This is a genomic window from Brevundimonas sp. (genome assembly GCF_016463485.1).
Classification (GTDB): Bacteria; Pseudomonadota; Alphaproteobacteria; order Caulobacterales; family Caulobacteraceae; genus Brevundimonas.
In genome coordinates this window covers 1-11068 of sequence record NZ_JAEMRD010000110.1, presented here as the reverse complement: position 1 = coordinate 11068, position 11068 = coordinate 1, and the positions used below count along the sequence as shown (strand labels likewise).

Sequence of the window (11068 nt, the reverse complement as noted above, 5' to 3'; positions counted from 1 at the left end):
CTACCAGTTCGGCACCAACTGGTCGGAGTTCATCCGCCTGACCGGCGGGGTGATCGGGCCCTTGCTGGCCTATGAGGTGCTGACGGCCTTCTTCCTGGAGGCGTCTTTCCTGGGGGTCATGCTGTTCGGCTGGAAGAAGGTCGGGCCACGCCTGCATTTCGCAGCGACGCTGCTGGTGGCGATCGGCACGACCATTTCGGCTTTCTGGATCCTGTCGGCCAACTCGTGGATGCAGACGCCGCAGGGTTTCCAGATCATGGCCGACGGCCGGTTCGAGGCGACCGACTACTGGCAGGTCATCTTCAATCCCAGTTTCCCGACGCGGCTGGCCCATATGCTGCTGGCGGCCTTCATCACCACGGGCCTCGTGGTTGGAGCGGCCTCGGCCTATCGGCTGCTCAAGGACCGGGCTGCCGGCGTGAAGACAGAGGGCTGGACCGAGAGCCGAATTTCGCTGGTGATGGCCGTGGGCCTGATCGCCGTTCTGGCGCCTTTGCAACTGGTCGTCGGACACGCCTCGGGTGAGGTGACCCACAAGTACCAGCCGGCCAAGACCGCTGCGATCGAAGGCTACTGGGAAACCCGGGCCGACCAGCCGCTACATCTGTTCGGCATTCCGGACCGCGATGCCCAGAAGAACCATTTCGAGGTCTCCATTCCCGGCGTCGGCAACATGATCCAGAACCTGCCGCGCGATGAGGTCATCAAGGGGCTGGATTCCTATGCGCGCGAGGATCAGCCGCCACCGTTCATTCCCTTCTTCGGCTTCCGCATCATGGTGGGGCTGGGTCTGCTGATGATCGGGCTGGGGGCATGGGGTGCGGTGCTGATCGCGCGCAAGCGGATTTTCGACAGTCCCTGGTTCCTGCGCTTCGCCCTGATCATGGGGCCGTCCGGCTTCCTGGCGGTTCTGGCGGGCTGGATGGTGACCGAGGTCGGACGCCAGCCCTGGCTGGTCTATGGTGTGCTGAGAACGAGGGACGCGGTATCGCCGGTGACCACGGGCGAGGTGGCGATCTCGCTGACCGCCTATATCCTGGTCTATTCCGTCGTGTTCACGGCCGGGGCCATCTTTATCCTCAGGCTGATGGCCGAGGGTCCGGTGGCGGCGAAGACCGAACCTGCACCGCGCGGTCAGCGCGCACCGGGCACGCCGCTGGCCAAGGCGCCGGAAGACACCACGCCGGGCGATGACGGGCCCGACGGCGTACTGGGAGATCCGAAATGACCTTTGATCTGCCCCTGATCTGGGCCGGGCTGATCGCCGTGGCGGTGCTGTTGTATGTCGTGCTGGACGGGTTCGACCTGGGGGTCGGCATCCTGTTCCCGTTCGCCAAGTCGCCGGGTGAGCGCGACGTGATGATGAACACCATCGCGCCGGTCTGGGATGGCAACGAGACCTGGCTGGTGCTGGGGGGAGGGGGGCTGCTGGCGGCCTTCCCCCTGGCCTATTCGGTGCTGATGCCGGCGCTGTATCTGCCGGTGCTGTTGATGCTGGCGGGGCTTATCCTGCGCGGCGTGGCGTTCGAGTTCCGCTTCCGGGCCAGGAACCGGGGTCGCAAATTCTGGACCCAGATGTTCGCTGGCGGGTCGATCCTGACGGCGGTGGCCCAGGGTCTGATCCTGGGGGGATTCATCCAGGGGGTGACGGTCGAGAGCGACCGGTTCGCGGGCGGGCCGTTCGACTGGTTCACGCCCTACACCCTGCTGGTCGCGGCCGGGCTGGTGGCGGGCTATGCGCTGCTGGGCTCCACCTGGCTTATGATGAAGACCACCGACAACCTGCACGGCGACGCGCGACGCTGGACAGTCTGGGGCGCGGCTGGCGTCACGGCGCTTCTGGCGGCGGTGAGCGTGGCGACGCTGGTGATCCATCCCCGGATCGCGGCGCGGTGGGGTATCGACCTCAGCGACGGGCTGGCGGTCTCGATGCCGACCCTGGCACCCTTGCTGCTGATCCCGGTGCTGGGCCTGATCGGGCTTGGGGTCGTGTTCGTCATGGGGCGCAAGGGTTCCCATCGCTGGCCGTTCGCGGGTGCCCTGCTGGTCTTCCTGTCGGGGTATCTGGGGCTGGCGGTCGGCTTCGCCCCCTATGTCGTGCCCTATGCGATCGACTACCGCCAGGCGGCGGCCCCCGATAATGCGCTGGGGCTGATGCTGGTCGGGACGGGGATCATCCTGCCGCTGATCCTGCTCTACACCGGCTGGGTCTACTATGTCTTCCGGGGCAAGATCGACGAGGAGGCCGGCTATCATCATTGATCCCGTTCCCCCGCCCGAGCCGGACGAAGCCTCCGGCCCGCTGTGGAAGAAGCTGGCCTGGTTCGCGGGGCTGTGCCTGGCAAGTTCCGCCGTGGTCGCCGTCGTCGCCTATGCGTTGCGGGCCTTGCCGTTCGCGGGCTGAGGCGCGAAAGAGGGGCCATGTCGAGCTCCGTCGTGTTTGCCGCCCTGCTGCTGTCGTCAGCGCCCCAGGCCACCGCCGCCGCCCCGGTGCCGGGTTCGATCCAGGCCCTGCCTCCGTCGCAGCGTCCCGGCAGCGACCTGACCCGCAGCCTGAACAGCGCACCCCCTGCTGCCGTCGTCCCAGTGCCACGTCCTGTGCAGCCTGCGCCCGTTTACTCGCCGCCGCCGACCTCTGCACCGGCACCGCGCCCGGCTCCCGTGGTCCCGCCGCCTCTGAACCCGCCGCCTGTGCGCCAGCCGACGCCGGCTCCGGCCCCGGTCATGCCTCAGTCGCGCCCGTCCGCGCCGCCGGTCTCGACCACACCCCCTCCAGTACCGACGCCGCGTCCGTCTGCGCCGATGACCCAACCTCCGGTCCGCCAGCCGACGCCCGCGCCGGTCGTGCCCCAGCCGCGCGCCATCGCGCCGCCCGTCTCGACGGCTCCGACACCGGCACCCCGGCCGTCGCCTCCTGCGAGCCAAGCGCCCGCTTCCCAGCCCACCGTACGCTGGCCGACCGCGCCGACGCCGACTGCGCCGCAGCCTCGTCCCGTGACGCCGCCTGTCGCAGCGACGCCGGTGCCGGTGCCGACACCCCGGCCCAGCGTACCGGCCGTGCAGCCCCCCGTTCGAAGCCCGGCACCCTCGACCGCGCCCGCCTTCGCGCCTGAGCCCATGCCCTCTCCGGTCGTCGCGCCACCCGCGCCCGCGCCGATGCCCGCCGCGACACCGGTCAGTCCCTCGGCCTACGCCGCCCTGCCGTTCACGGTGGAGATGCCGATGGGCTTCAGCCTGACGGCAGGTCGGCCGGGTCCTGATTTCCAGGAGTACACGATCGCACGCGCGGGCCAGGCCTTCGTGCGCATCTATGTCGGGCCGTCATCGCAGTTCCCGATCTATTCGGGCGAGGTGATCATGGCCGGCGGCCGGGCCTCGGTGGTCACCACCGACGGCCTTACCCGCCACGCGCTGGAGCACATGTTCCAGCGGCCGAGCGCCCCGCGCGAGATCCACGTCTGGACCTCCAGCCTGGACGGCGCCGACCAGGCCCTGGCCGAGCGGATCGCCGACTCGGTCGACGCCAAATAGCTATTCCGACCAGGCCGCCAGTTCGGTCCCCGCCGGATCGCGGAAGTGAAACCGCCTCCCACCCGGGAAGGCGAAGATCGGCCTGACGATCACGCCGCCGGCCGCCTCGATGCGCGCTTGCATCGCCTCCAGATCGGTGGCGTAGAGGACGGGCAGGGGAGCCTTAGCGCCCTCAAACGGATCCCCGTCGAAACCGCCGTCCAGACCTTCGCTGAAGGCCGCATAGGTCGGGCCGTAGTCCTGGAAGGTCCAGCCGAAGGCCTCACCATAGAAGGCCTTGATCTGGCGGACGTCTCTGATCGGGAACTCCAGATAGTCCAGCTTGCCGTCTTCACGCATCGTGGTCGTCCGTTTCTGAAAGCCGCCGAGAACAGGCTTGCCACGGGCCGATCCATCCTGCAATGTTGCGAACTATTCGCAATTGCAAGAGTGGCCTTGATGATCGTGCTGACCGCCGGCCCCGACGCTCTGAGCCGCTTGATGGCCTCCGATCGCGGCCGGCGGTGCGGGACGCAGGCTCAGGCGAGTTCGACCGCCAGCGCGACGGCCTCGCCACCACCGATGCACAGGCTGGCTACGCCCTTCGTCCCGCCTCGCGCCTGAAGCGCGGCCAGAAGCGTGGTCAGAACTCGTGCGCCGGACGCGCCGATCGGGTGACCCAGGGCGGTGGCCCCGCCGTTGACGTTGACCCTGGCGTGGTCGAGGCCGAGTTCCTGCATGGCGATCATGGGCACCACGGCGAAAGCCTCGTTGATTTCCCACAGGTCGACGTCGGCGGCGGTCCAGCCCGCCTTGGCCAGCGCCTTCTGCATGGCGGGCACGGGCGCCGTGGTGAACAGGCCGGGCTCATGAGCGTGGGCGGAATGGCTGACGATCCGCGCGACGATCGGCAGGCCCATGGCCTTGGCCACGCTCTCGCGCGTCATGACCAGGGCGGCGGCACCGTCGCTGATCGAGGCGGAGGAGGCGGCTGTGATGGTCCCGTCCCTGGCGAAGGCGGGCTTCAGGCCAGGGATCTTTTCGGGCATGGCCTTGCCGGGCTGCTCGTCCTCGATGACCGTGATGGTGCCCTTCCGGCCCGTGACCTCGACGGGTGTGATCTCGGCCTTGAAGGCTCCTGAGGTGATCGCCGCATTGGCGCGGGTCAGGCTCTCGACCGCATAGGCGTCCTGGGCCTCGCGCGTGAACTGATAGGTGCGGGCCGAGTCCTCGGCGAAGGATCCCATCGGCTTGCCGGGCGAATAGGCGTCCTCCAGTCCGTCCATCATCATGGAATCGATGATGACATCATGGCCGATCCGGGCCCCGGCGCGGTGCTTGTTCATCAGGAAGGGCGCGCCGGTCATTGATTCCATGCCGCCCGCGACGATAACGTCGGCGCTGCCCGCTGACAGGGCGTCCGAGGCCATCATCACGGCCTGAAGGCCCGAGCCGCACATCTTGTTCAGGGTCGTGGCCTCGACGTGCAGACCCAGACCGGCACCGATCGCCGCCTGCCGCGCCGGGGCCTGACCCAGGCCTGCGGGAAGGACACAGCCCATGTAGATCTGATCCACCTTGGCCGGATCGACGCCTGCGCGCTCCACCGCCGCCTTGACTGCCGTGGAGCCCAGCTCCGTCGCCTTCACGCCTGTGAACGCGCCTTGAAACCCGCCCATCGGCGTGCGGGCGAAGGAGACGATGACGACGGGATCGGCGGACATGACGAAAAATCCTTCAAGAGCTTTGAAGCCTAGATCGGGCGTTTGGCCCTTGGGTACAAGCGGGGCGGCGATCGTCACAGCGAAACTGTCGCGATCAGGGCCTTGGAGGGCGGGTCGGGGCCAGTTTTCGGCGCTGACGGCCGATGGCCAGAATTTGGCCGGTCCCGTCCCGAACGATCAGGTCGTCCAGGGTCCAGCCCCCACCCAGGTCGATCAGCGAGAACTCGAAGAAAGCCCAGCCGTCCGGCGCATTTTCCGGCGTCGGATCCATGAGGATGTCGTAGCGCAGATCCACGGTCGCGGCCCGGAACGGCACGGTCACCACGGTCCAGCCCGGCGGATAGAGGGCGTCCATCAGGTAACAGAGCCGGGCCTCGTCGAGCGGTGCGCCGTCTCGTGTTCGCATCCACAACCGCTCGCCACCCTGATCGCCGGGCAGGCCCTTCAACAGGCCGGGCCCGGTCACCATCCGGTACTCGACGTGCTGTGAGAACCGGGGTGCCATCGGTCCGCTGATGGAACGCGCGGGGTCGAGGCTTTCGAGGGGAGGGGGCGGCACGATCCGCCCGGCCACGCGCGGCGCATGGGTGTCGTCCAGGCCGTAGGTGGCCTGGGCGTGGTGGGTCAGGCTTTCGCCCTGGCGCACATCGAGCGCCGCATAGGTGACGGTGCGCCCGCCGCGCAGTGTCCGGGGCTTGAAGGTGACCGGCGTGTCATAGGCCGGCGCCGACAGGAACTGCATCGAGAGGCTGCGCAAGGGCTGGGTCAGACCGAGGCCCTGGCGCAGGGCCGAGGCGGACAGGGCGGCCAGCAACCCCCCGAACGGAAAGCCCTTCTCAGGCGGCGCAGAGATCGGGCCGTTCGAGAAGTCGCCGGTCAGGGTGCCGATCAATCCGTCGGGCCCCGGGTTCAGGGTCAGGGCGTCGGCAAGGCTCTGGGTGGTCATGGCGTCGGGTCGGGGTCCAAAAGGAACGGGCGGAAGACGGCGCTTCCGCCCGCGTCAGTCGAGGAATGCAGGAAACGCCCGACGATCGCCGCGCGTCCGTTGCCAAAAGATACTGACGTGGACCGTACGTTTTGGCAACCCACTTGCCAAACGCCTGACGCGGGGTCACTTTCCGATCATGGGACGTACCGCCGACTATTCCAAACAAAGCTGCACCATCGCCGCCACGCTCGAGGTGATCGGCGATCCCTGGACCCTGCTGGTCATCCGTGACGCCTTCCAGGGCACGACCCGGTTCGAGCAGTGGCAGGATCAGCTTGGCGTCGCCCGCAACGTCCTGGCCGCGCGTCTGAAGACCCTGGTCGCGCACGGCGTACTGGAGCCGCGTCTGTATTCCGAACGTCCGCCCCGCAATGAATATGTCCTGACCCGAAAAGGCAGGGATCTGTCCGACGTCCTGCTGACCATGCACGGCTGGGGCTCGAAACACCTCTACAGCGAGTGCGATTCCGGCGTCAGCTTCCGTCACAAGACCTGCGGTGCCGAGCTGTCGCCGCGTCTGGCCTGCAGCTGCTGCGGAGAGATCATCAACCGCCGCGACATCGAGACCCGCCGCATCGCCGATTGTCCGACGGTGGGAGATGTCATGCCGAGGCCAAGCGACACCGAAGTCGCCTGAACGACGAAAGCCGGCTCCGCTCGCGCGAAACCGGCTCCCGTCATCCCTTTACGCACACCACCTGACGCAGGGTGTGGACGACCTCGATCAGGTCGGTCTGGGCCGCGATGACCGCGTCGATGTCCTTGTAGGCCATCGGCGTTTCATCGATCACCTCGGCGTCCTTGCGGCACTCGACGCCTTCGGTGGCGCGGACGTGGTCCTCCACCGTGAAGCGACGCTTGGCCTCGGTCCGGCTCATCGCCCGACCGGCGCCGTGCGAGCAGGTGCAGAAGCTTTCCGCATTGCCCTTGCCGCGCACGATGAAGGATTTCGCCCCCATCGAACCCGGGATGATGCCCAGCTCATCCAGCCTGGCCGACACCGCGCCCTTGCGGGTCAGGTAGACGTCCTTGCCGAAATGCTTCTCCTTCGAGACGTAGTTGTGGTGGCAGTTCACCGCTTCCAGCGTCGTCTCCAGATCCGGCCAGAACGCGCGCAGCACGGTCAGGACGCTGTCCATCATCACCTCGCGGTTGGCGCGCGCGTATTTCTGCGCCCACGACACCGCCCGGACATAGTGGTTGAAGCCGTCGGTCCCCTCCGGGAGGTAGGCGAGGTCCTGGTCCGGCAGGTTGATGTGCCACCGGCGCATCTCGTGCTTGGCCCGTTCTATGAAATAGGTCCCGAACCGGTTGCCCACGCCCCGCGAGCCGGAGTGAAGCATCACCCAGACGTCCCCCGCCTCGTCGAGGCAAAGCTCGATGAAGTGGTTGCCCGTGCCCAGCGTGCCCAGGTGGCCGAAGCCACGCGGGTGCGCCGCCTTGGGATGGGCCTCGACCACGGCGTCGTAGCCGGCCTTGAGCTCGCCCCAGCGGGTGACCGCAGAGGCGGGCGGCTCGCCGGCCCAGGCGCCCTTGTCGTTGCGGCCGCCATTGTCGGTACGGCCGTGCGGAACTGCCGCCTCGATGGCGGAGCGGATTCCCGACAGGTCGTCCGGCAGATGTTCGGCGCGAATCGAGGTCCGCACCGCCATCATACCGCAGCCGATGTCCACGCCCACGGCGGCGGGGATGATGGCCCCCACGGTCGGGATCACCGAGCCCACGGTCGCGCCCATGCCCCAGTGCACGTCGGGCATGACCGCGACGTGTTTGTGGATGAACGGAAGCGAGGCCACATTCTTCAGCTGCTTCAGCGCCGCATCCTCGATGGGCACGCCCCGGGTCCAGGCCTTGATCGGCACATGGTCCGGGTTTTCGATCACATCATAGCCGCGCATGGCGACGTCTCCTTTTCTGTCGTTCGATCCTCTCGGACCGGCAGGGGAGGCGTCACTTGCGGATACAAGAAACCCCTCCGGCCGGTTGGCGGGAGGGGTTGCTGGAATACCGAAGTCTTATCGACCGTTCGTTCCCTAGACACCCTCCGCGCACGCGCCATTACCCTCGACCAACTGGCGGTCGAAGCTCATGGGCAGGTACGGGGTGGCGGGCTTGCAGGACATGGTGGTCTCGTCTTCGGAGGCCGCGACATACACCGATGATCGGCGTTTGGCCAGCAGGGGCCGCCTACTGCGCCCGGACGACCACGATGACGAGGCGTTTGCCGCCGTCGGGTTCTTCGCTTGAGGTCCATTTGTTGGCAACGACATAGAGGGGCGAGGAGACGCCCTGGGGTTGGCCGGTCCAGACGTCGACGGCCATGTCGGGGCTGGACTGGACGTTGCTCTGGACCGAGGTCCAGCCGATGTCGGTCATGGCGGGCAGCAGGTCCAGGCCCGAGCCGGCCGGGCCGGTCACCGTGACCTGGCAGACGTTGTTCTCGGCCATCCAGTCGATGGTCACGGTCGACCCGCCGCCCGAGGGGACGCGCCAGCCGGTGCCGGCTGCGGTCAGGTTCTGTGCCTGGGCCAAGGTCCCCAGACGCGCGGCGTCGGACGGCTGACCGTCGAACATCGTCAGGCAGACGTCGTGGACCGCGCGTCCGGCGGCCTCGCCTGCATCGTTGACGGGGTCCTGGGCCAGGGCGAGGCCCGGGGCGAGCAGAACGGCGGTGGCGGCGATGATCCTGAACATGATGGTCCCTCCAGTTGCAGGATCGTGACAGGGCCACGGGGGGCCGAAAAGGGGGCGGGGCGGCATCGTCAGGAACCGGCGCCTCGGCCGGCAACGGCCCGTGGTAGAGTCAGCTCATGAGGACGGGGGTCATGATCGCTGGACTGGCGGCGGCTGCGTTATGGGCGGCGCCCCCGACCGTCTGCGCCCAGGACCGCCAGGCGATCCAGTCCGCCGTCGTGCAGGGCCAGAGACTGGTCGCGCAGGGCCGGCCCGCCGAGGCCGAACCCCTGTTGCGACAGGCGGCCCAGGATGCGCGGCGGCTGTGGGGCGACACCTCGCCGGACGCAGGGTCGCTGACCTGGCTCTGGGCCGGGGCCGTGCGGGACCAGGGTAGGGCTGCGGAGGCGGAGTCGATCTATCGCGAGGCCCTGCGGCTGATGCTGGCGACCGGGGAGCCGGGGCATCCGATCATCGGCCGGATCGACAACGACCTGGCCCTGACCCTGATGGATCAGGGTCGCTATGACGAGGCCCTGCCGCTGCTGGAACAGGCCATCGCCATACACACGGCCGTCGAGGGTCCGGTAGGGGACCAGACGCTGGTGGCCGTGAACAACCGTGCGATCGTGCTGAAGCGGCTGGGGCGCTACGGCGAGGCGGATGCCGGGTACCGTCGGGTGCTGGCGGCCCGAGAGGCGGCGGGGGCGGACCCGACCGAGATCGCGACCACGCTCAACAATCTGGCCGCCAACCTGCTGATGCTGGACCGCGCGGCCGAGGCCGAGGTCGCGCTGCGTCGGGCCGTGGCCCTGCGTGAGACCGCGCTGGGGGCCTCGGATCCGCTGACGGGTCAGTCGCTGGCCCTGCTGGCCGGGGCGGTGGCGGCCCAGGGGCGGTTCGAGGCCGCCGAGGCGATGCAGCGTCGGTCCCTGCTGGCGCTCGGGCCCGGCACCGACCCGGTCGAACGGGCGGCGGCGCTGGGGGCGCTGTCGGACATCCTGCTGAGCCTGGACCGCAGCGGCGAGGCCGAGGCTCCGGCCGTGGAGGCTCTGGCCCTGCTGAGCGACAGGCTGGGGCCCGATCATCCGGAGACCTTGGTGGCGACGGTTGCGGTCGCCGACGTCATGCTGTTGCAGGGACGTCCTGAGGGTGCCGAGCCCCTGCTGGCCGAGGCGATCCGGCGCGCGACGGCGCGTCTGGGCCCGAACCATCCGGGGCTGATGCAGCCCCTGTTCCTGCTGGCCCTGACCTATGGGGAGCTGGACCGCCGTGCCGAGGCCCTGCCGCGCTTCCGACAGGCGGTGGCCATCGCCGACGCCAGCCTGCCGCGCGATCACCTGGCGCGGATAGGGGCCCTGGCCAACCTGGGCTCGGCCCTGGCGGCGGACCGGCAGTCGGGTGAGGCCTTGCCGGTGTTGCGCGAGGCGGGGCGGGCCCTGATCGAGAAGTCGCGCCAGGGCGGGGCCGATGTCGAGGCCGGGCGGCGCGACATCGCGGGCTATCGCTACCTCTACCGGTTGACGGTCACGGCCGCCTGGGACCGATCGACGGGACGCTGAGCCTCAGCCCTGCATCGTAGCCGATGCCCCGCAGGCGTCGCAGACGCGGACGGCACCGCGCTGTTGCAGGGTGAAGTCGCCACAGGCGGGGCAGGCGTCGGCGTTGGCCGACGAGACGGCCCGGGCGTCGGGTTCCCGGGTCCGGCCGAAGGGCAGGACGACCAGATTGTCGGGCGCGGCACCGCGGGCGAACCCCTTGGACATGAAGCGGGCGGCGGGGACCAGTTCGTCGGCCTTGCCCGAGCCCAGGCCGTCGGCGTCCAGCGGCTCGGCATCGGCGTTGGCCAGCTCCTGACGGCCCAAGTAGGACACCCCCAGCTCGCGGAAGATATAGTCGAGGATCGAGGTGGCCGAGCCGATCGAGTCGTTGCCGGTGACACGTCCGGCGGGCTCGAACCGGGTGAAGACGAAGGCGTCCACGAACTCGTCCAGCGGCACCCCGTGTTGCAGGCCCAGGGACACGGCGATGGCGAAATTGTTCATCAGCGACCGGAAGGCGGCACCTTCCTTGTGCATGTCGATGAAGATCTCGCCCAGTTCGCCGTCGTCGTATTCGCCGGTGTGGATATAGACCTTGTGGCCCCCGACGGCGGCCTTCTGGATATAGCCCT

At 68.7% G+C, this 11068-nt stretch carries 11 protein-coding genes and 1 pseudogene; 5 read left to right on the top strand and 7 right to left on the bottom strand.

Annotated features, from left to right (window positions below):
• Both JHC99_RS13915 and cydB read left to right on the top strand, forming a co-directional pair.
• Positions 1-1228, top strand: a 1228-nt coding sequence (locus JHC99_RS13915) for a cytochrome ubiquinol oxidase subunit I (protein WP_292154991.1), incomplete at its 5' end; no start/stop codon positions are given.
• Positions 1225-2262 (top strand): cytochrome d ubiquinol oxidase subunit II, encoded by a 1038-nt coding sequence (gene cydB / locus JHC99_RS13910; protein WP_292154990.1) that lies wholly within the window; start codon positions 1225-1227, stop codon positions 2260-2262. The genes JHC99_RS13915 and cydB, both read left to right, overlap by 4 nt.
• A gap of 467 nt (positions 2263-2729) precedes the next feature.
• Here cydB and JHC99_RS13905 read toward each other — a convergent pair whose 3' ends face one another.
• Positions 2730-3119: a hypothetical protein gene (locus JHC99_RS13905; RefSeq protein ID WP_292154989.1), complete on the bottom strand. Its 390-nt coding sequence runs from the start codon at positions 3117-3119 to the stop codon at positions 2730-2732.
• On the opposite strand from JHC99_RS13905, the gene JHC99_RS13900 reads away from it, so the two are divergent.
• A complete protein-coding gene (locus JHC99_RS13900) occupies positions 3118-3531 on the top strand; it encodes a hypothetical protein (protein WP_292154988.1) in 414 nt (137 codons plus the stop codon). The two genes, JHC99_RS13905 and JHC99_RS13900, sit on opposite strands and share 2 nt — an antisense overlap.
• Here JHC99_RS13900 and JHC99_RS13895 read toward each other — a convergent pair whose 3' ends face one another.
• The 3 genes from JHC99_RS13895 to JHC99_RS13885 form a co-directional block, all read right to left on the bottom strand.
• The gene (locus JHC99_RS13895; RefSeq protein ID WP_292154987.1) at positions 3532-3870 is read right to left on the bottom strand and encodes a VOC family protein; all 339 of its coding nucleotides are present in this window, start codon (positions 3868-3870) and stop codon (positions 3532-3534) included.
• 179 nt (positions 3871-4049) lie between these two features.
• A complete protein-coding gene (locus tag JHC99_RS13890) occupies positions 4050-5234 on the bottom strand; it encodes an acetyl-CoA C-acyltransferase (protein WP_292154986.1) in 1185 nt (394 codons plus the stop codon).
• A gap of 94 nt (positions 5235-5328) precedes the next feature.
• Positions 5329-6180 carry a thioesterase family protein gene (locus tag JHC99_RS13885; protein WP_292154984.1) on the bottom strand — a complete coding sequence of 284 codons (852 nt, stop codon included), beginning with the start codon at positions 6178-6180 and terminating at the stop codon, positions 5329-5331.
• 178 nt (positions 6181-6358) lie between these two features.
• Here JHC99_RS13885 and JHC99_RS13880 point away from each other — a divergent pair, with 178 nt between their 5' ends.
• Positions 6359-6859: a helix-turn-helix domain-containing protein gene (locus JHC99_RS13880; RefSeq protein ID WP_292154983.1), complete on the top strand. Its 501-nt coding sequence runs from the start codon at positions 6359-6361 to the stop codon at positions 6857-6859.
• 40 nt (positions 6860-6899) lie between these two features.
• Here JHC99_RS13880 and JHC99_RS13875 read toward each other — a convergent pair whose 3' ends face one another.
• Together JHC99_RS13875 and JHC99_RS13870 are read right to left on the bottom strand one after the other, a co-directional pair.
• Entirely contained in the window at positions 6900-8120 is a 1221-nt protein-coding gene (locus JHC99_RS13875) for an RtcB family protein (RefSeq protein WP_292154982.1), read from the bottom strand.
• A gap of 289 nt (positions 8121-8409) precedes the next feature.
• Positions 8410-8916, bottom strand: coding sequence for a hypothetical protein (locus JHC99_RS13870; protein WP_292154981.1), 507 nt, complete (start codon positions 8914-8916; stop codon positions 8410-8412).
• A 131-nt stretch (positions 8917-9047) separates the two neighbouring features.
• Here JHC99_RS13870 and JHC99_RS13865 point away from each other — a divergent pair, with 131 nt between their 5' ends.
• Positions 9048-10457 carry a tetratricopeptide repeat protein gene (locus JHC99_RS13865; protein WP_292154980.1) on the top strand — a complete coding sequence of 470 codons (1410 nt, stop codon included), beginning with the start codon at positions 9048-9050 and terminating at the stop codon, positions 10455-10457.
• Between the two features lie 3 nt (positions 10458-10460).
• Here the strand turns inward: JHC99_RS13865 and JHC99_RS13860 are convergent.
• Positions 10461-11068 (bottom strand): annotated as a pseudogene (locus JHC99_RS13860) (TSCPD domain-containing protein); the annotation flags it as partial.

Excerpts from the sequence above, each read along its gene's own strand:
- cydB (WP_292154990.1), top strand. The coding sequence starts at position 1,225 with ATGACCTTTGATCTGCCCCTGATCTGGGCCGGGCTGATCGCCGTGGCG.
- JHC99_RS13900 (WP_292154988.1), top strand. The coding sequence starts at position 3,118 with ATGCCCTCTCCGGTCGTCGCGCCACCCGCGCCCGCGCCGATGCCCGCC.
- JHC99_RS13905 (WP_292154989.1), bottom strand. The coding sequence starts at position 3,119 with ATGGGCTCAGGCGCGAAGGCGGGCGCGGTCGAGGGTGCCGGGCTTCGA.
- JHC99_RS13895 (WP_292154987.1), bottom strand. The coding sequence starts at position 3,870 with ATGCGTGAAGACGGCAAGCTGGACTATCTGGAGTTCCCGATCAGAGAC.
- JHC99_RS13890 (WP_292154986.1), bottom strand. The coding sequence starts at position 5,234 with ATGTCCGCCGATCCCGTCGTCATCGTCTCCTTCGCCCGCACGCCGATG.
- JHC99_RS13885 (WP_292154984.1), bottom strand. The coding sequence starts at position 6,180 with ATGACCACCCAGAGCCTTGCCGACGCCCTGACCCTGAACCCGGGGCCC.
- JHC99_RS13880 (WP_292154983.1), top strand. The coding sequence starts at position 6,359 with ATGGGACGTACCGCCGACTATTCCAAACAAAGCTGCACCATCGCCGCC.
- JHC99_RS13875 (WP_292154982.1), bottom strand. The coding sequence starts at position 8,120 with ATGCGCGGCTATGATGTGATCGAAAACCCGGACCATGTGCCGATCAAG.
- JHC99_RS13870 (WP_292154981.1), bottom strand. The coding sequence starts at position 8,916 with ATGTTCAGGATCATCGCCGCCACCGCCGTTCTGCTCGCCCCGGGCCTC.
- JHC99_RS13865 (WP_292154980.1), top strand. The coding sequence starts at position 9,048 with ATGATCGCTGGACTGGCGGCGGCTGCGTTATGGGCGGCGCCCCCGACC.